The sequence below is a fragment of the Vibrio sp. JZG10 genome (assembly GCF_054064075.1).
The window spans coordinates 156,949-177,316 of the sequence record NZ_JBSUGE010000008.1; the positions used below are offsets into that span (position 1 = coordinate 156,949).

The window sequence follows — 20,368 nt, forward strand, 5'->3', positions numbered from 1 at the left end:
GTCATATTCAGGGAGAGGAAAATGAGATTACGTCGTCAGGTAGCGATCGCAATTACAACAGCATGGGTGTCCTCAGCGTTTTTTTCCGGTGAAGTCTGGGCCGCACAGCAAACGATTAACTACTCTAATGGTTCAGGTTCCAATTTTAGTGAGGTGGAGACAGGCGTCACTGGGGGTATGCCCTCGGTCACTCTTACCAGTGCAGGTGCTGTGTCTATGGTATTAGATGCCGGCAATAGCACTGATAGCACTCCGTTTACTGGCCTAAATGACCTCGGGTTTGTAGCTGGTGTTTTTTTCTCAAATACCATGATTAATGAGTTCAACAATCGTGGCTTCCGCTTTTTTGAGCGATCAAGTACTAACTTCAGTTTCGACGAAATTACCTTTATGCAGGGGTCGGCCCGAGACTCAGATAAAACGTATCAACTTGTGTTAACTGGCTTCTCTAATAATACTCAAACAGTGACCGAAACTGTCACCTTGCCAAAAGGTGGTGAAGCAAACTCAGGGTTACAGGATTTGTTTACCCTGACCCGTGGTACAGACTTTACTGATTCTGCATGGCAGGACGTTGATACAGTGACTATGGCGTTTACCCGAAGTCCGGGTGCTGACTCTCGTTATCTTATCAAAAGTATCAAGATTGATGACGCTGCGGTTTCAGACTCAACCGCGCCTACTTTTGTCAGTGCGAGCTCAACCCCCACTGATGATGCAACCAATGTTTCTGTTAGCAAAAACATCGAGATTGCCTTTGATGAGAATATTGAGCTGAAGAGCGGCAATATTACCATTCGTAATGTTACAGACAGTCGCGATTTTGAAGTATTTAATGTTGCCACCGAAAGCGATGGCACAACAACTTCACCAGGCGCTGGCCGCATCAGTGTTACCAACGATAAAGTTTACTTAAACCCAACCAGTGATCTGATAGGAAACCGGACTTACGCCATTCATATTGAATCTAGTGCCGTGGCTGACACCGCAAATAATAGCTTTGCTGGGATCAGCGATGATGCCACATTTAACTTTACTACGGTCGATACCACGCCAAATGCGCCATCTACACCCGATTTAGATGCTAGTTCGGATACCGGATCATTAAATACTGATAATATTACCAGTGACACTACTCCAACGTTTAGTGGGATTTCCGAGAGTGGATCGATCGTTACTTTATACAGTGATCAAGTCGGTGGAGGTGCAACGGTTATTGGCACAGGCACTGCTACTGGAGGAAACTGGCAGATAACAACCAATGAGTTGGCGTCTGGTATTACACATGCAATAAGTGCTAAAGCGTCAGATAGCGATGATAATGTTAGCTCGGCATCCAACGCGTTAAGTGTCACCATTGATACAATAGCACCATCCGTAGTGAGCATTACCACGCCGATTGAGACTGACAGTATCGTCAACGCTGCAGAAGACAACGATGTGCTGATCGCTGGCTCCGGCGCGGAAGCAGGTAACAGCGTGACCGTGACTATCACAGACAATAACAGCTCTGTCAGTCGTACGGTGACGGCCGACAACTCAGGCAACTGGACATTAAGCGGCAGCGAGCTGGATATCAGTGGCTTGAACAATGGTACCCTGACGGTGTCTGCAACCCAAGCTGATATAGCAGGTAATATCTCCACCGCAGCCACACAGAGCATTACCCTGGACAATGCAGCCCCATCAGCAGTGACCATCACCACGCCGATTGAAACCGATGGTATTGTCAATGCAGCGGAAGATAATGATGTGCTGATTGCCGGTTCCGGCGCGGAAGCAGGCAACAGCGTGACCGTGACTATCACGGACAATAACAGCTCTGTCAGTCGTACGGTGACGGCCGACAACTCAGGCAACTGGACTCTGAGCGGCAGCGAGCTTGATGTAAGTGCGTTTAACAACGGCACCCTGACGGTGTCTGCAACCCAAGCAGATATAGCAGGTAATACTTCCACCGCCGCCACTCAGAGCATTACCCTGGATAACGCCGCACCATCAGCTGTGACCATCACCACGCCGATTGAAACTGATGGCATCGTCAATGCGGCAGAAGACAACGACGTGCTGATTGCTGGCTCCGGCGCGGAAGCAGGCAATAGCGTGACCGTGACCATCACGGACTACAGCAATTATGCCAGTCGTACGGTGACGGCCGACAATACCGGGGCTTGGACGACTATTGGCAGTGAGCTTGATGTAAGTGCGTTTAACAACGGCACCCTGACGGTCGCGGCTAGCCAGAGCGATGCTGCAGGCAACACCTCCAGTGCAGCTAGCAAAACATTTACGTTAGATAACGTGCAGCCAACTGTTTCTTTGAGCAGTTCAGACCTCGATTTGATCTCTGGCGAAACGGCGAGTATCACGTTCACCTTAAGTGAGTCATCAAGTGACTTTGCTGAGTCAGATGTCACCGTCACTGGCGGCAGTTTGTCCAACTTTGCGGGCAGCGGTAGCAGTTACACGGCGACCTTTACACCAACGGAAGAGAGTGTGGCGAGCGGCACCATTGATGTTGCCACCGGCACATATACCGATGCCTCTGGTAACAGCAATAGTGCAGCAACACCACTTTCCATCAGCGTCGATACTGTGCTTCCAACCGTCAGTATCACTAGCTCCAGCGCTGCGCTGAAAGCGGGTGAAACGGCAACACTCACGTTTACATTGAGTGAAGCCGCAACTGATTTTGCCGAAGCCGATGTGACCGTTGCTGGCGGAACTCTTTCTAACTTTGCGGGCAGTGGCGCCAGTTACACGGCTACCTTTACACCTGCAGAAGAAAGCACTGAGGATGCAACTATTGATGTTGCAGCAGAGCAATTTAGCGATGCAGCTGGCAACCTCAATACTGCAGCGACTCAGTTGTTGATCTCAGTGGATACGGGGATCCCGACTGGACATAGCATCAGCATTGATCAGGAGAGCATTAACAAAACCAACGAACAGGCGATGAGCTTTACCTTCGCAGCAGCTGAAGTGAACGCGATGTTCACTTATCGCGTGACCGACGGTACCACGACCATTGACGGCGCTAGTCAAACAATCTCCTCGGAGACCATGCAAGTAACGGGCATTGACGTCACTGGTTTGCAAGAGGGGACGTTGACAGTAAGCGTGGTGGTAACCGATGCCGCAGGCAATGCATCTGATGCAGTGACGGATACGGTGACTAAACGCTACGATGTCGCGCCAACGGCAGTTGATGATAGCTTCTCGACTGAGGAAGATACGGCGAAACAATTTGATCTGTTAGCCAACGATTCCGATATTAATGATGACATGGTCGCTTCTTCTGCAACGGTTAAAACGCAACCAATTAAAGGTCAGGTGTCGATCAGTAATGGTGTTGTTACCTATACGCCAAATAGTAATGAGACAGGCACGGATAGCTTTACCTATACCGTGAAAGATGCCCTGTTGCAGGAGTCACAAGACGCGACAGTGACCGTCACTATCATGGCTATAAATGATGCGCCAGTCGCGAAAGCGCTGACCATTAACACTGACGAAGATACCGCAAGCGCAGCAGTCACCGCGCGTAGTCAAGCGAAGGATGTTGAAGATGGCATCCCAGCGGGTGATTTAGCGTTAGTTAGTTTGCCTCAAAAAGGACAAGTCGCCATTGATCAAGCTGTAGGCACTTTTGTATATACGCCGAATGCGAATGAAAATGGTAGCGACAGTTTTACTTACACGATCGCAGACAGTGAAGGCGGCGTTTCTCTTGCGGCCACAGTCAGCGTCAATATCGGTTCCGTCAATGACTCACCAGTGGCGGAGGCAGACAGTTTTACCTTTGATGAAGATGTCACATCGATACTCGATGTTTTAAGTAACGACAGTGATATTGAAGATGGGTCATTCACCGCGAGTAGTATTACCCTGCAAGATCTTGGTCAAGGAGAGGGGGGATACAGTTTTGCCTCGGTCAGTGTTAATGCCGATGGGACCCTAAAGATTGTGCCAACAGCGAACGTTAATGGTCAACATAGCTTTACCTACACGTTAACCGATAGTGGTCAGGCAGTCTCCGTGCCAGCAACCGTCACGCTCAATATTACGCCAGTGAATGATGCCCCCGTTGCTGTTGATAACAGTGCACAACTACTGGAGGGAGGCTCCTTTGAAGTCAACGTATTAGGCAATGATAGTGATGCCGATGCTGGAGACAGTTTTGAACTCACTAGTGTCACAGTCGTCGATACGCCAGCATATGGCAGTGTGAACGTGACGGCGTCAGGAGCGATTGTTTACAACCCCAATGAGAACTACTTCGGTGAAGACAGCTTCACCTATACGGTGGCAGACTTAGCAGGTGCTGTATCTAACGTCGCAACAGTGACCATGACGGTAACACCAGTCAACGACGCACCAATGGCGCAAGCACAGTCACAAACGCTTGATGAAGACAATAGTTTGGTGATCACGCTGGTTGGTTCAGATATTGATAACGATGATGACACTCTGCAGTATCTTATCACTGAGCAAGTCAGTCATGGCGTGCTAGAGCAGTTGACCAATAATGGTTGGCGCTATACACCAGAAGCGAACTTCAATGGCTCCGACTTCTTCTTGTTCAAGGTCAACGACGGTGATCTAGACTCGACAGAGGTTCGTGTCGATTTGACGGTTAATCCAGTCAACGATACACCAACCGCGACCGATATCAGTGCTACGGGAGAGGAAGAGATACCGCTGACCATTACTTTAAATGGTAACGATGCAGAAGGCTCATCTTTGAGCTATCAAATTGTAACATCGCCAGTCAACGGTAATGTTACCGTCACAGGCAATCACGCGGTTTATACGGGTAACAGTAACTTCTTTGGTCAGGACAGTTTCACTTACAGCGTAAGTGACGGAGAACTTACCTCTGGAGTGGCGTTAGTGACCATCACGGTGAATAGCGTTAATGACTCGCCAGTGATTACGGGTACCCCATCGGCGCAAGTTGATGAAGATAGTGTGTATCAGTTTGTGCCCGCGGCATTGGACGATGACCCAGCGGATACTCTGACCTACTTGATAGCTAACAAGCCACCTTGGGCTACATTTGACAAGACAACAGGAGCACTTTCTGGCACGCCAAGTAACAGTGATGTGGGGACTTATTCAGATATAGTGATTAGCGTATCCGACGGCAAAATTTCTTCCTCATTGTCAGCGTTTTCGATTACTGTGAATAACGTGAATGATGCACCCGTTATATCTGGCTCACCAGCAACACAAGTGAATGAAGACAGCATCTATCTGTTCACGCCACAAGTGTCAGATGTTGACAGCCAAGCCTTCACCTTCAGTATCGTGAACAAGCCATCTTGGGCTAGCTTTGATGCATCAACAGGCACGCTTAGTGGTACACCAGATAATGGTGATGTTGGCAAATATCAGGGCATTGTTATCTCGGTTTCTGATGGTCTCACGACCACAATGCTCAATCGATTCAGTATTGTTGTTAACAATGTCAATGACGCGCCAGTGATCAGTGGCACTCCTGCTCTTACGGTCGACGAAGGCAGTACGTATCGCTTCGCGCTGCAGGCATCGGATGTTGATAGTAGTAGCTTGAGCTTTTCAATCCGCAATAAACCATCATGGGCAACCTTTGATAGAGCAACTGGGTTGCTAAGTGGTACGCCGGAAAATGAGCATGTTGGCAGTACCAATAATATTGTTATTAGTGTCTCTGACGGTGAGCTAAGCGCCTCTCTAGCAGCGTTTAGCATCACGGTAATCAACGTCAATGATGAACCAATGGCAGTTAATGATACCTATGTCTTTACCGAGAGTAACGATGGTAGCTACTTATTGGATGTACTCAGCAACGACAGCGATATTGATCTAGACACATTACAACTGGAATGGGTTAAACCTACATCTGGAACGGCAACGATTGTGGGCAGTCAAATCCAATTGGTAACGACCTCAATTGGTACAGTGACAGTGCAATACAGTGTGAAAGATGGTAATGGTGGAAAGGCCACCGCGAAAGCAATCGTGACAATTAAAAGTGCGAAATTGGACGCACCAACAATAACCGCACCTTCAGATATTGAAGTGAAAGCAACTTCGCTCTTTACTAAAGTTGAATTAGGCTCTGCCGTGGCCCGAGATAGTACAGGCAAGCTATTACCTGTTTCATTGGTCGACAGCACGACCTTCTTCCGACCTGGAACTAATACGGTCTATTGGCGTACTCAAGACTCTGATGGAAACGTCGCTGAGGCTAGTCAAACGGTAACAGTGTATCCACTGATAAGTATCTCCAAAGATGCGCAAACCACGGAAGGCACCAACCATAGCGTAACGATACACCTTAACGGCCCTTCGCCGAGTTACCCAGTAGTCGTACCTTACACGGTTTCAGGAAGCACAGACAGTGATGACCACACACTCACCTCTGGCGAAGTGGTGATAACTAGTGGTACCGAAGGCAAACTTTCGTTCGAACTACTTAATGATGGACAAAGTGAAGGCGTTGAAACCTTAGTGATTGATTTGGACAGCACCCTTAATCTAGGTAGTAAGAGTCGTTACACCTTGACAATCTTTGAAGAGAATGTGGCTCCGAAGGTCTCGGTAAGTGTATCTCAGGCGGGGGAGCAGCGGAGCCAAATTGAAAATGGTGTTGAACCGGTCACAATCACAAGCAGTGTTAATGATGCAAATATGTCCGATATACACAGTTTCAGATGGAGTAGTGATAGCGATGTACTTAACCAAGTGATTGCGGGGCAGATGTACAGCGAAACATTGACTTTCTCTCCGCAATTACTGAGTTCAGCGATTTACAATTTGCAATTGACAGTTACTGACAATGGCACTCCACCATTATCAGTGACACGGAATGTCTATTTAGAAGTGGTACACACATTGGCGGAGCTCGGAAGTGAAGATAGTGATGGCGACTTAATCCCGGATGATCAAGAAGGTCATAATGATAGTGATGGTGATGGCATTCCTGACTATCTTGACGCAATTTCTGACTGTAACGTAATTCAACAGGTTGTGTCAGAAAAAGATCGCTTCCTCATTGAGGGGCAGCCAGGTGTCTGTTTACGCAAAGGAATAACCATTCTGACTAACACAACAGGAGGAGCTTTATTGCTAGATGAGGAGCTTCCTAAAGATATCAACATGAAGAGCATCGGGGGAATCTTTGATTTTGTAGTAACTAATTTGCCGCTGCCCGGCCAAAGCTATCAATTAGTTTTGCCTCAGCGTTTACCTGTTCCAGCAAATGCAGTGTACCGAAAGTATAACGCTGAACAGGGGTGGATAGACTTTATTGAGGATGCTCAAAACACAGTTTCTTCTAGTGCTGGCGAGGCTGGTTATTGTCCGCCACCAGGGCACAGTTCATGGTCACAGGGTCTGACTGAAGGTGACTGGTGTGTACAACTTACCATTGAAGACGGTGGTCCGAACGATGATGACGGATTGGCTAATGGCAGTGTCGTTGACCCTGGCGTCGTTGCCGCTCGTGTAAGCAATAATGCACTTCCTCAAGCGATTGACGACAATGCGTTTGTGAGTCTCAATGGTACGGTGACGCTCGATGTATTGAGCAATGATACCGATGCTGATGGTGATGGGCTGAAGGTAAGTCGCGCTTCTGTAGATATTGGTAGTGTTAGTGTGGTTGATAACAAACTAAGTTATGTCACTCAACCACAGTACTACGGGGAGGCTTTGATCACTTATAGCGTAACGGATGGTAATGGTGGAACGGGATCGGCGAAGGTGACGGTGAATGTGGTAAACAGTCAGAATCCGAATGCGGTGGACGATAATATTACCACCGATGATCGTACCCCTGTCACGGTTTATGTCCTTGCTAACGATACCGATCCGGATAACGACACATTGAAGTTGGTTTCAGTCCAAGCGCAGTATGGGCAGGTGGTCATGAATGCAGATCAGAGCGTGACCTATACCCCTACCTCAGGGTTTGAAGGCAATGATGTGTTGACATATATCATTCAAGATAGCCAAGGCCTGCAAGACACAGGGAAAGTTATAGTGACAGTTAAGTTGGTAAGAGATGTAAAGGTTGAAAATACTTCAGCAGGATCATTGGGTGGCATGGTGTTGATGCTTTTGATTTTGTTAGGAGCCATGAAACGTTATGGAAGAAACAGTGCTCTAGCACTAATTGCTGTGTTTAGTTTTAGTAGTCAAGCGGGTTGGTATGTTGATGTTCAAATGGGGTCAAGCCATGCAGATGAGCGTGATGCTGTTAAAGGTGATAACGTAATCTCTACTGACAACACCGGGCTCTACCGTTCTATCGGGTTTGGATATGCTTTTTCTGAGCAATGGTCAGGAACTATCCGTTATATTGATATGGGGGAAGGTAGTGCAACATTGCGTAGTGCGACTACTTCACCAGAAGACTATCACGTTAGTGTCGCATCTATAGCACCACTCCTTGTTAAGGGCATAGGCTTCGACATCGGTTATAAGTTCTGGCAATACAATTCATGGTCCGCAAAACTGAGTTTAGGGGGCTTGTTTTGGGATACCGATATTGAAAGTACGTATCAAGGCAGCAAGATAACGACGGAAGTGGATGGTTTTGATGGATATATTGGTGCAGAAGTTGGCTACAACCTCTCAGATAATTGGGAGATCGGTGTCCAAGGCGCTCGTTATTTTTTACATGAAAATGATGTTGATATAATTGCGCTACAACTTCGTTATTTTTTGAGCCGTTAGCAGCGTATTAACTTATGGTTTGGTATTTTTCGATAATTTGTATCCCAAGTGATCATGAAGCGGTATGGTAAATTACTGGAGATTAATGCGTGATACGTCGCTTTACTTTGAACCTAGTACGTTTATAGTCGAAGAAATATAGTGTTGGGGCTGAAGCAAAACAAGCGGGTTAGAGAGCCACAATTCGTAGTGAACCCTTATTGGGTTGAAAAGCGTTCCAAGCTCGCAGTTGCCCTGACTCTGCTGGTGATAACAAGACGATAAATTGATACCTAAACGATAATTTGATATTGCCTCTTCATAAGTCTATGACTCTTTAAGTTTATAATATTTTTGAAGGGGCAATTTTATATCTGCTTTAGGATGAGATACTTGCTACTATCTCGGTTTAATCTAATACTGATTGAATAATATCAAATGCTCTTTCTATTTTTGGGGTAGGGATAATGCCAAATCCAAATAAGATGGCATTAGAATGATTGTTGATAGAAAAATGTGATGATGGATAAACCGCTACATTGGATGAAGCAAACTTATTCGCCATTTTTGTCGCGCACCCCGATACTTCAGCTGCTATATGTAACCCACCTTGGCTCGGAATACGTTGTAAGCAATCTACGTTGTCAATTAATTGAGTGAGTTTATGGTACCTTTCGCTGTAAATTTTATTCATATTGAGTAAATGGTGAGAGAAATGACCGTCACGCATGAATTCGTCAAGTAGGATTTGAGACACTACAGATGTACTTCTTCCCAAGTGCCATAACATATTTGAAATTGGCTCTATTAAAGACTTTGGTGGAATCATATAGCCAATGCGTATGCCGGGAAATAGTATTTTAGAGAAACTGCCTATCATTATGACGCAGTCATTTTTGTCTTGTGACTTGAGAGCTTGCTTACTGGTATTGAGATAGTGATATTCCGCATCATAATCATCTTCGATAATGATTGCGTTATTAACTTCTGCCCACCTCAACAGTTCTAACTTTCTTTCGACGGAGTAGCTAAAGCCTAAAGGGAACTGATGACTAGGCGTTGTATAAATAATTTTGGTATTAGAAGGGATTGATTCAACGACAACGCCTTGGTCGTCCATCGGCACGGTGCCTATTTGCGCGCCAAGCAATCGAGCTTGATTTCGAAAAACAGGATATCCTGGATCTTCTGTCGACACGAGGTCCCCCGGAGAGAGTAATGTAAGGAGAGTCGTCATTATTGCCTGCTGGCACCCTTGCGTAATGATGATGTCTTCAGGATCACAGATTACGCCTCTCGAATGTCTTACATACTCGCAGATAGACTCTCGTAAACAAGCTAACCCTTGCAAATCACCACCATGTGCAAACTCTGGAGTTAATGCATTGAGCCTACTCAGTCTTGAGTGTCGCCAAATATGCTTTGCTATTCTCTGATGATCAGGAACGCCTAAAGTGAAGTCATAGTCTAGATTCTTTGGTGCGATGATCTCTGGCTTTTTCGCTGCGTTAGTGCCAAACACCCCTAGTTGGTAGTGTTTTATTGGTCTCTTATCTTGATTCACCGTTTGTTCTAGAGCATTACTTACGTACGTGCCAGACCCTGCCTTTTTTACTATCCACCCCTCGAACTGAAGTCGCTCATACACCGAAATGACAGTGTTTCTTGCTATGCCTAACTTTTTTGACAACATGCGAGTCGACGGTAATCTCTCATTTGATCGTAATCTGCCTTCTAATATCCCTTGGTATATCTCGGAATAAAGCTGTTGGCTGGTGACTTTTCCAGTTTCGAAGTGTAGTGAAAATGGCATCGTTTTCTCTGTAGACGTTGAAAAGTGGCTCTAAAGCGTTGTGAGGATGTGGATCTGTATATACCAAGTATATCTGCCTAGTATACCGTTATCTTGGTATGGAGAAAGCGCATTTGAGTACACTATTTCCCCATTTTGCAAACGGATGTTACTTACATTCGTATCTAATCGGCCTACCTATCAACGGTGATCAGGTTTAAACCTGTTTATATCGCACTAAAAATTTGAAGACACAGTGTTATTCAACGGGGGTTAACGATTGGAGTTCTTCAAGTCAGGATTACTTTTATATAAAAAGCTAAAAGCCTTGGAATAAACTAGAAATTAATTATAAGTGAAAATTAAAAATTGAGGGTTCAATGAAATTAAACAATGCCTTGGTGGCCATTTTATCGCTCACTTCTTTCGTCACGTTTGCGAAAACGGAGTTAACGGTTAGCAGTCAATTAAAGAGCGTAGTTGATGAATGTGCTAAAGGATTAATGAACGAATACGACATTCCGGGGTTGGCTGTTGCAGTAACGATTGATGGTATGCGTTATTTTTACAATTACGGTTTCGCTGACGAAAGTAAGGGGAGTTTAGTCACTAACGACACTATTTTTGAACTCGGCTCTATCAGTAAAACTTTTGCCGCTACTTTGACTGGGTACGCCCAAGAAAAAGGCAAGTTGAATATGGATGACAAGGTCAAAGATTATATTCCAGAATTAGAAAATAGTGTTCTGGGTAATACCAAGCTAGTTCATGTCGCAACCTACACTGCAGGTGGTCTACCATTGCAATTCCCTAGCGAAGTAACGAACGACGCTGACATGATTCAGTACTACAAAACGTGGAAACCGGAGTACGAAGCCGGTACTAAGAGGAAGTACTCAAACCCTAGTATTGGTCTATTTGGCTACATCGGTGCCTTGAGTATGAAGTCAGACTATACGGAAATGATGGAAACCGTCATCCTATCTGAGCTCGGTATGACCAATACGTTTGTCGATGTACCAAAGGATAAGCTTAACAACTATGCTTTTGGTTATAGTTCTGAGGGAAAACCCGTTAGAGTTAATCCAGGTATTCTTGATGCACAAGCCTATGGTATTAAATCAACAAGCTTAGATATGCTTCAATATATCGAAGCAAATATGGGTCAAGCGCAACTTAATACTGATATAGAAAACGCGCTAGAGCGAACTCATACTAAGTATTTTGATACCGACACGTTTACACAAGCCGTAGGGTGGGAAGGTTATGATTATCCCGTTTCACTTTCGCAATTATTGAAGGGTAACTCCAGCGACGTAATTCTCAACGCTAAACCGGTTCAAGCAAGTTTATCCGGTACTCTCGGTCGTGACGTTTGGTATAACAAAACGGGCTCAACAGGTGGCTTTGGGGCATATGTCGCGTATGTACCCTCTGAAAAAATAGGCATAGTGATTCTAGCGAATAAAAACTACCCCAATGCAGAAAGAGTAGAGGCTGCTTACAATATTATTAGCTCGGTGGTGAAATAAATTTTAGTGGTAATAGGCACTACGTAATTATTAGAGCTTATTTAGATACATACTATCTGCATTGTTTTATTCGATAGTATTTATAGGAGTATTCATGAAAACTAAGCATTGGTCTAAGGTGACTTTGCTACATGAAGTTGTTACGAATCCCAATATAACGATTAAAGGTAAACATAGTTATTACAGTGATTGTTGGGACGCCGGTTTTGAGGAGTCCGTTGTAAGATATCTACAAGGCGATGAGTTCAGCCGAGATTGGGAACCAAAATGGAAGATTGATAAGTTACATATAGGTGACTTTGTCTGTATTGCAGCGGAAGTTGTGATTGTTATGGGGGGAAATAGTACACATAGAGCTGATTGGTTCTCCTTGTACCCATTTATGGACTTTATTGAAGAAGCGTATGTCGGGAAAGGAGATACTCACATTGGCGATGGCGCCTGGCTCGGTATGCGATCCATGATAATGCCGGGTGTGACTATCGGAGAAGGAGCAATCGTTGCGGCAAACAGCGTGGTGACGAAAGATGTTGAGCCTTACAGCATGGTTGCAGGCTCACCAGCTAAGCATATCAAATATCGCTTTTCTCTAGAGACGATAGACGAACTACTCGCTCTTAGGATATATGATTGGCCTGATAAGAAAATCGACAGCCTGAAGAGATTGTTATGTTCAGACGATTTAGAAGGGCTGAAAAAGGCAAGCGCTGAATACGATAGAAATCATTCAGTAGAGTGACGATGTCACTATTTTAAAAAACAGAAGAGGCTCATTATAGAGCCTCTTTTTAGTGTGATGGATATCTGCAACCACCACACTTCCTTATCAACTCATCATTCAGCAAGTTGCCAACTAGAATCGGAAACCTTTTAGTTTCATCTTTGCAGGGAAGATTGCCTCAATAGCTGGCTCTTTCAATTGTTAGCAGAGACGCTCATAACTGTTTTGTTTGAGCAATTCGGTTAAGTCGCCTTGACCATATTTTAGAGTTGCTTGATGTTTTTGATGTCGAATGACCTGATCAAAAGTAGGTCGAGTCACTGAACGAAAAACGCCCACGGGTACGGGAAAGTCTGGATAGCTCAAGTTAGCAAGCGCATAAGCATAGTATGACTCCTCGCATTGACTGGAGTGGAGCAAAAGGTTCGGGGCCTCTGATTCGACAATCTGGAAGCCAAACCCTTTATTGATCAACGCTTTTGAGTGTGTTTTACCAAACAATAACGGTTCATTATCTGAGAGATAAAGTAGATGTTCGCTTCTATTAGCTGGGCCGTTGTAAGGTTCGTGCACTTTATCGTTAAAAATGACGCAGTTTTGCAGGATTTCAACTACAGCAGTGCCCGAATGCGCGGCAGCAGCCTCTAACACCATCGTCATGTGTGTAGGATCATTGTCCGATGTTCGTGCTATGAACGTAGCACCTGCGGATGCTGCTAATGCCAGAGGTTTAAGCGCTTGATCGGGAGAACCTTCAGGACTCGACTTAGAAATGAAGCCCTGTTCGCTTGTCGGGGAAAATTGGCCTTTGGTCAGTCCATAGACAGCATTATTAAAAAGCAAAATTTTAATGTCTTGGTTGCGTCGAATCGCGTGAATAAAGTGATTACCGCCAATACTCAGTGCGTCACCATCGCCAGTTACAACCCAAACATCTAACTCTGGATTGCTAGCTTTTACACCAGTAGCGATGGCAGGGGCACGGCCGTGAATCGTATGAAATCCATAAGTATCGAGATAATAAGGAAAACGAGATGAGCAGCCAATCCCTGAGATGAATACGGTGTTCTCTTTAGTTCGACCTAATCGTGCTAGAACGGATTGCATCGTTTTTAATACGTTAAAATCACCACAGCCTCGACACCATTTGACTTCAACATCAGATGCGAAATCTTTGCGGTTGAGTACCTTAGTCGTCATTTTTAATATCCTTCAGGTGGTGGTTAATAGACTCAATAACCTCGTGAACTTTGAATGGTAACCCCTTAACTTGGGTTACGGAGCGTGCAGAAATGGCATATTGTGAGCGAATCACTTTGACGAGTTGTTGGTTATTCAACTCAAAAACAAGCACATGTTTGAATTGGCTAATGATCTCTTCCAAATTGATTGGAAACGGGTTTAGATACTTAATATGGGCGTGAGCAACCGATGCTCCTTGCTTTCTCAGATGCTCAATTGCGGTCGACACAGAACCTTGCGTGCTTCCCCAACTTAGCACTAGCAGTGAGTCTTGAGTACTGCCTGTTAGCGTTTGTTTAGGGATGAAATGGCAGATGTTATTTATTTTTTTTGCTCTTTCATCAGTCATGCGCTGGTGGTTTTCAGGATCATGAGAAGGGTTGCCTGTAATCGCTTGCTTTTCCAATCCTCCAATGCGATGCATTTTCTCTTTTGTACCAGGCGTGACCCACTCTCTGCTGTAATACACGTCATCACGGGCATAGGGATAAAACGGGCTTATGTTTGCTTTTGCTGCCTCGGCAGTGAGCTTAATCTCATCAGGGTTGGGCACGAGCCAAGATTCGGAGCCGTTTGCTAAGTAGCCGTCACTCAATAAGATCACTGGCGTCATAAATGTAGTAGCAATTCGACAGGCCTCGATTGCCATGTCAAAGCAGTCTGCGGGAGAAGCAGGAGCCAACACTGGGAGTGGTGAATCCCCATTTCTACCATACAAAGACAAAAGCAAGTCTGATTGCTCTGTTTTAGTCGGTAGGCCAGTTGAGGGGCCTCCACGTTGTACGTTGATAACAACCATTGGCAACTCCGCCATCACGGCAAGGTTAATGGTCTCTGCTTTCAAACATAATCCAGGGCCAGACGTTGATGTGACTCCTAAACCGCCAGCATAAGATGCGCCTAAAGCTGAACAAGCAGCTGCAATCTCATCTTCTGCTTGGAATGTCGTAACCCCAAAGTGTTGATAGGTTGATAGCGTGTGTAGAATATCTGAGGCGGGTGTTATGGGGTACGAGCCCAAAAATAGCTGGCGTTGGAGTTTTTCTGCTGCGCATATTAACCCAAGCGATAATGCTTCGTTCCCTGAAACAGTGCGATACAAGCCTGCTTTATCTGCTACGGGAGCAACCTGAAAACAGTCGCTGAATATTTCGGTTGTTTCGGCATAATGAAATCCCGACTTTATGGCTAAAGTATTTGCCTCTCTCGCTTGCGGATTGTCAGCGAATTTATTATTTAGCCATTCAATGGTCGGCTCTAGTGGACGGCTGTAAATCCATAAAACAATACCAAGCATAAAAAAGTTTTTGCTTCGCTTCACTACTTTAGGCGCTATGTTTAACTGAGAAAGAGATTGAACGGTTAAACGCGTAAAACTGTCACTAATCACTCGGTAATTTGCGAGGCTACCATCGCTCAATGGGTTAGATTCATAGCCAGCAAGCTCAAGGTTTTTTTTATTAAAACCATCGAGATCAATAAGCACCAAACCGCCTTCAACGAGTTGTGAGATTTTGGTTTTTAATGCAGCGGCATTCAGAGCGATTAAGACTGAAAAATCGTCGCCAGGAGTATAAATCTCTGTTGAGGCAAACTGCATCTGAAAAGCCGATACTCCAGATGTGGTTCCTGCCGGAGCCCTTATCTCAGCTGGATAATCAGGTAACGTCATGACATCGTTTCCTTGTTTCGACGAGTTGTCTGAAAAGCGTTCTCCAAGTAATTGGATACCATCTCCAGAATCGCCAGCAAAACAGATCACTTCGCGTTTAAGTTGAATTATTGTCATTAAAACCTCTTACCGTGTTAGAGCAAGTTCAGTATGTTTTATTGCACTTAATGAGATGCAATGGAATAAAGGTTGGAGAAAATGCCGTAAGCACGAGCATTATGAGTGTAGAGTTAATGGTGTTGGCTTTATTTGTCGTCTCTGAGGTCAGTAGAAATATCCATAGCTAGGTATGCTTTTCCGAAATACTAGAAAAGTTTGCATGACACAAAAATACTTTTTCTGTCATATTAGATGTGATTATTTTTCATTAATTGTGAGCGTATGGATAAGTTGTCATTAATAAAGTTGTTTGTATCTGTTGTGGACTTAGGGAACTTTACAGCAGTCGCGAATCAATTAGGGCAGTCGCCTTCTACTGTTAGTAAAGCGATTGCTCGCCTAGAACAGGATTTGGGTGTTCGTTTAGTTCACCGTACAACACGTCAACTCCAGCTCACTGAAGCGGGGTTTAACTACCTTGAGACGGCAAGAGAAGTGATCAACTTGCTCAAAAGTAGTGAAGAGCAGCTTCATCAAAGTATTGCATCTCCGTTTGGTACACTTCGTGTCAGCCTTCCTTTATCGTTCGGGCAAAACTATATAACTCCGCTGATTCCAGAGTTTTGCGAACGTTACCCTGAAGTGAAGTTGGATCTTAGCTTTTCTGATGAATACACCAGTATATTGGAGAGTGGGATGGACGTTGCTATTCGAAGCGGGAGACTTAATGACAGCAACCTGATTGCGAGGCGATTATGTCCTATTGATATGGGTATGTTTGCCAGTCCGGAGTACATAAAGAAGTTTGGTCGGCCTCAGAGTGTTGAAGCGCTTAACCAGCACAAATGGATAATGTACCGCTATAAACAATCGGGGCGCTTGCTTACCTTGACGATGCCTTTAGATGGGCAATTAGTAGAATTTAGTCCTACACATCAAGTGACAGTAGACAATGGTTATGCGATGGCCTCTTTAGCGAGTTTAGGAGCAGGGATTGCTCTGATGCCCCAATATCTTGCTCGAGACTTAGTACAGCAAGGTAAACTGATGTTGGTTTCTGAACCTCAAAGAACCGAAGGTCAGGGTGTCTATATATACTATCCAAGTCGTAAGTTTGTGCCCGCGAAAGTAAAAGTGTTTATCGACTATATTATTCATAAACTTGATGAGCAGGGAGAGGCGATCAACAGCAGTTGGATGCTGAACCATTAAAGCTCTTCTTTGTTCTGAAACTGGAAAGTGGTGACAGGTCGAAATGTAATATGACCATGGCTAATTGACAAGCTTAAATACGGAATTGAAGTCGTAACGGAGTTGAGAAGTTACGCTTCACCATCAGCACCGTTGGAATCCCAGCCTCATTAAGGTAGAGAGACTCTTTTATTTTGTTATCTTGTCCTTTATAGCTTCTTTCCTTCCAGTAAAAAATCATTTGAAAAAATGAATATATCCTAAGACCATACCTGAAAGGATAAATGAGTACTGAAGAGGCCTATAATGATTTATAAAATTTCCGACTGTCACAATGAATATAAAATTGTGAGCACTACGCCTAGTTCTGTCGCTAGGCAGTTAGGTGATATAGATTTAATAGAAAAAATCGTTGTGCAGCCATTAGAAAACTTTTCTTTAAAAAGTATATGGGGTGAAGTGGATATTGAGTTTGAAGATGTTCTCAAGAAAGACTCATTACTTCCAGATATCAGTTTATGGCTACGAGTTTTCTTAGTGCTTTCCCCTAAATCTTATGCATATTTAAAAGAACCACTGAGCAAAGTAGGTGAGTTCTTATCGATTCGTTATCAAGGAGAAGAGTGGTACTTATATACACCATTGGAGTTTGGGCCAGAAGATAAAGACAAGTGTGTCCAAAAACTTGAATATGGTAGCTTAGCAGGTTTAGAGGTGTTAGTGTTTAATGGAAACGGTGTTACGGAAAAGGCCGTTTTTAAGTCAAAGATGCTAGGACCGACCTTTCTGTATTGTACGGAATCGTTTAAGAGTTTGTGCGAGAGAAATGATCTAGGTGGAGTTGTGTTCTCATCTAGTTTGACAGACCCATTTAGTTAACTAATCGGTCGGCAAGAAATTGACTTATCAAAAATGACCTCTTGTATTAACGCCAATTTTATAATGCAATTCTTCGTAATCAGCACTTTGAAGTGAACTTATTTCGAGTCAAAATAGACTTAAAGGATAACATTTATTTATTGGAAGGTAAGAGTGAAGCTTGGAAAAGATGATGACGGTTTATAAGATTAACGATAATTTACATGTGTTTCAGACGATATGCACTTGTCCCGATGAAGTCGCTACCCAGCTGGGGGATTTCAATTATTTTGAGAAGATCTTATTACAGGGTGTTGAAAATAAATCTCTGAAAGGTATTTGGAAGCCTGCGGTAGTCGAGTTTGAAGACGTGTTAACAAAAAACTCTGAATTACCTGATATTAGCTTATGGTTGCGTACATATCTTGTTTTATCTCCGAGGGCATATGAAATCTTGAATACTTATCTATCAGAGGGCGGGGAGTTTTTACCTGTTAACTATCAAGGCGAGAAATGGTATTTATATACATCGCTGACTTTTGGAAAAGAAGATAGACAAAAATGTATAGAAAAGATCTCATATGGAAGCCCGGACGGGTTAGAGGTCCTTGTGTTCATTGATGACGATGTAAAAGATAAAGTGATCTTTAAATCGAGATTAGAAGGGGCCGGCAACTTATACTGTACTGAGAAGTTCAAGGTTATATGTGAACAAAATCAGCTTAATGGGCTTGTATTCTCTTCTAATTTGACAGAATCATTTAATTAACGTAGCTATCACCAATCATTTTAACTATTAGTGCACGCTGGTGCATAATTTATGTGCTCTCTCTGGAATGCGATAGCTATAGGTGGTATTCGGAGCCATTCGCCGTTGGTTAGAGTACTTCGCACGTAGAACAGGATTATTAACCCCCATACACTTTGCAGATTTCAATAGCTGGTTTTGAAAATAAAGTGATATTTGAATTTTTGGCATAACGAGCGAGCCACTTTATTATTTAGTAAGTACTTTGCTAGTTTTATCAGTACCCCTTAGCATTTAGTTAACATATGGTTTGAAAATGTCATAGCTTTGTCGGAGGAACGATTTTGGGGCGAAAGTTTTTGATAGATGGTTTCACAACGATTATCAAGCTTTAGGTAAATTTCATAGTTTTGCGATGAGAGTGGCTCATGTGAGTCCCTGAGACTAATTGACTTAGGCACTTACCGTTATGGCAGGTTTAGACCAATCTTCGGAAGATTAGGCAAGCAATGCGTAGTATCTGGTTAACGAAAAAATACGAAAGTTGCAACAATGTACGTGTCAGTAAAGTAGGAGCGATAAAGCCTCCGCGTACTGTACTCATCGTGTGTTACGTTAATTAGGAGTGTCTACCATGAAAAGCCAGAACGACAATCAAGCAAGTTACCAAGATGAACCTGATGAAGGTCGTCGCAATATGATGAAAATGACGGGTGCCAGCGTGGTTGCTATGGGAGTCGGATCGCTCTCAACGAGTTCTGTTCAAGCTGAGACGCAAATAAATCTTGGTGACACCTGGGATAAAACATTTACGAAAAGTAACCAAGTTCAACATCGCAAAGTGAGTTTTAAAAACCGTTATGGCATCATGTTGGCAGCGGATCTTTATCGACCTAAAAATAAAAGTGGCAAGCTTGCGGCTATCGTCATTAGTGGTCCATTTGGCGCTGTGAAAGAGCAGTCTTCAGGGTTATATGCTCAAACATTAGCCGAGCGAGGCTTCATTACTTTAGCGTTTGATCCGTCGTATACCGGAGAGAGTGGTGGTGAACCAAGAAACGTTGCATCACCTGATATCAATACAGAGGACTTTAGCGCAGCTGTGGACTTTATTGGCCTACAGAAAGACGTTGATCGTCAGAAAATTGGTGTGATAGGCATATGTGGTTGGGGCGGCATGGCGTTAAACGCAGCTGCTGCAGATAAACGCGTCAAAGCAGTCGCAACCAGTACGATGTATGATATGACCCGTGTAATGTCTAAAGGCTATAACGACAGTACGACGTTTGAACAGCGCACGCAAACGTTAGAGCAGCTAAGCCTGCAACGATGGGAAGACGCCGAAAATGGAACACCTACTTACGGGCCAGTATCGCTTGAGTTAGTTGGAGGTGAGCCCCAATTTGTTATTGAGTATGCAGCCTATTACAAGTCTCCTGAACGTGGCTTTCATCCACGAGCGATTAACTCAAATGCTGCATGGACACTCACAACGCCGCTGTCGTTTATGAATATGCCAATTCTGACCTACATTGAAGAGATATCTCCACGCCCAGTGTTGTTCATTCATGGCGAAAAGGCGCACTCTCGCTATTTCAGTGAAACGGCGTATGAAGCGGCGGCAGAGCCTAAAGAATTGATGATCATTCCAAATGCGAATCATACGGATCTCTACGATCAATTGGATGTGATCCCATTTGATAAATTAGAGAGCTTCTTTAAGGTTAATTTAGTTTAGATCGCCCTCTAGAAGACAACTGAGGAGCGGTTACTATTGTGCTCCTCAGTTCCTATTGATTGAAAAATTCTC

The 20,368-nt window shown here is 44.1% G+C and carries 10 protein-coding genes; 7 read left to right on the forward strand and 3 right to left on the reverse strand.

The features are described 5' to 3' along the window. Positions 1-21 precede the first annotated feature (21 nt). Complete coding sequence (locus tag ACWYVB_RS11265) at positions 22-8,724, forward strand: Ig-like domain-containing protein (protein WP_317410390.1); 8,703 nt, start codon at positions 22-24, stop codon at positions 8,722-8,724. A 388-nt stretch (positions 8,725-9,112) separates the two neighbouring features. Here ACWYVB_RS11265 and pdxR read toward each other — a convergent pair whose 3' ends face one another. After that, a complete protein-coding gene (gene pdxR / locus ACWYVB_RS11270) occupies positions 9,113-10,516 on the reverse strand; it encodes a MocR-like pyridoxine biosynthesis transcription factor PdxR (RefSeq protein WP_317410391.1) in 1,404 nt (467 codons plus the stop codon). Positions 10,517-10,875: 359 nt separating this feature from the next. On the opposite strand from pdxR, the gene ampC reads away from it, so the two are divergent. Next, on the forward strand, positions 10,876-12,027 hold the full coding sequence (ampC, locus tag ACWYVB_RS11275) for a class C beta-lactamase (protein ID WP_074190515.1): 1,152 nt from the start codon (positions 10,876-10,878) through the stop codon (positions 12,025-12,027). 94 nt (positions 12,028-12,121) lie between these two features. Beyond that, entirely contained in the window at positions 12,122-12,766 is a 645-nt protein-coding gene (locus tag ACWYVB_RS11280; protein WP_074190516.1) for a CatB-related O-acetyltransferase, read from the forward strand. Positions 12,767-12,949: 183 nt separating this feature from the next. On the opposite strand, the gene ACWYVB_RS11285 is transcribed toward ACWYVB_RS11280, so the two are convergent. Next, positions 12,950-13,948, reverse strand: coding sequence for a 2-oxoacid:ferredoxin oxidoreductase subunit beta (locus ACWYVB_RS11285; RefSeq protein ID WP_074190517.1), 999 nt, complete (start codon positions 13,946-13,948; stop codon positions 12,950-12,952). Then, a complete protein-coding gene (locus ACWYVB_RS11290) occupies positions 13,938-15,779 on the reverse strand; it encodes a 2-oxoacid:acceptor oxidoreductase subunit alpha (RefSeq protein WP_074190518.1) in 1,842 nt (613 codons plus the stop codon). The genes ACWYVB_RS11285 and ACWYVB_RS11290 overlap by 11 nt, the downstream gene beginning before the upstream one ends. Before the next feature lie 264 nt (positions 15,780-16,043). Here ACWYVB_RS11290 and ACWYVB_RS11295 point away from each other — a divergent pair, with 264 nt between their 5' ends. The 4 genes from ACWYVB_RS11295 (at position 16,044) to ACWYVB_RS11310 (ending at position 20,296) form a co-directional block, all read left to right on the forward strand. Continuing rightward, on the forward strand, positions 16,044-16,973 hold the full coding sequence (locus ACWYVB_RS11295) for a LysR family transcriptional regulator (RefSeq protein WP_074190519.1): 930 nt from the start codon (positions 16,044-16,046) through the stop codon (positions 16,971-16,973). Between the two features lie 285 nt (positions 16,974-17,258). Then, the gene (locus ACWYVB_RS11300) at positions 17,259-17,831 is read left to right on the forward strand and encodes a hypothetical protein (protein WP_264301655.1); all 573 of its coding nucleotides are present in this window, start codon (positions 17,259-17,261) and stop codon (positions 17,829-17,831) included. Positions 17,832-18,000: 169 nt separating this feature from the next. Continuing rightward, positions 18,001-18,579 carry a hypothetical protein gene (locus tag ACWYVB_RS11305; protein ID WP_308400518.1) on the forward strand — a complete coding sequence of 193 codons (579 nt, stop codon included), beginning with the start codon at positions 18,001-18,003 and terminating at the stop codon, positions 18,577-18,579. Positions 18,580-19,192: 613 nt separating this feature from the next. Beyond that, positions 19,193-20,296, forward strand: coding sequence for an alpha/beta hydrolase (locus ACWYVB_RS11310; RefSeq protein WP_317410400.1), 1,104 nt, complete (start codon positions 19,193-19,195; stop codon positions 20,294-20,296). The last annotated feature ends 72 nt before the right edge of the window (positions 20,297-20,368 follow it).

What these genes read in the sequence shown, in the direction of transcription:
- ACWYVB_RS11265 (WP_317410390.1), top strand. Translation starts at nt 22, where the DNA reads ATGAGATTACGTCGTCAGGTAGCGATCGCAATTACAACAGCATGGGTG.
- pdxR (WP_317410391.1), bottom strand. Translation starts at nt 10,516, where the DNA reads ATGCCATTTTCACTACACTTCGAAACTGGAAAAGTCACCAGCCAACAG.
- ampC (WP_074190515.1), top strand. Translation starts at nt 10,876, where the DNA reads ATGAAATTAAACAATGCCTTGGTGGCCATTTTATCGCTCACTTCTTTC.
- ACWYVB_RS11280 (WP_074190516.1), top strand. Translation starts at nt 12,122, where the DNA reads ATGAAAACTAAGCATTGGTCTAAGGTGACTTTGCTACATGAAGTTGTT.
- ACWYVB_RS11285 (WP_074190517.1), bottom strand. Translation starts at nt 13,948, where the DNA reads ATGACGACTAAGGTACTCAACCGCAAAGATTTCGCATCTGATGTTGAA.
- ACWYVB_RS11290 (WP_074190518.1), bottom strand. Translation starts at nt 15,779, where the DNA reads ATGACAATAATTCAACTTAAACGCGAAGTGATCTGTTTTGCTGGCGAT.
- ACWYVB_RS11295 (WP_074190519.1), top strand. Translation starts at nt 16,044, where the DNA reads ATGGATAAGTTGTCATTAATAAAGTTGTTTGTATCTGTTGTGGACTTA.
- ACWYVB_RS11300 (WP_264301655.1), top strand. Translation starts at nt 17,259, where the DNA reads ATGATTTATAAAATTTCCGACTGTCACAATGAATATAAAATTGTGAGC.
- ACWYVB_RS11305 (WP_308400518.1), top strand. Translation starts at nt 18,001, where the DNA reads ATGATGACGGTTTATAAGATTAACGATAATTTACATGTGTTTCAGACG.
- ACWYVB_RS11310 (WP_317410400.1), top strand. Translation starts at nt 19,193, where the DNA reads ATGAAAAGCCAGAACGACAATCAAGCAAGTTACCAAGATGAACCTGAT.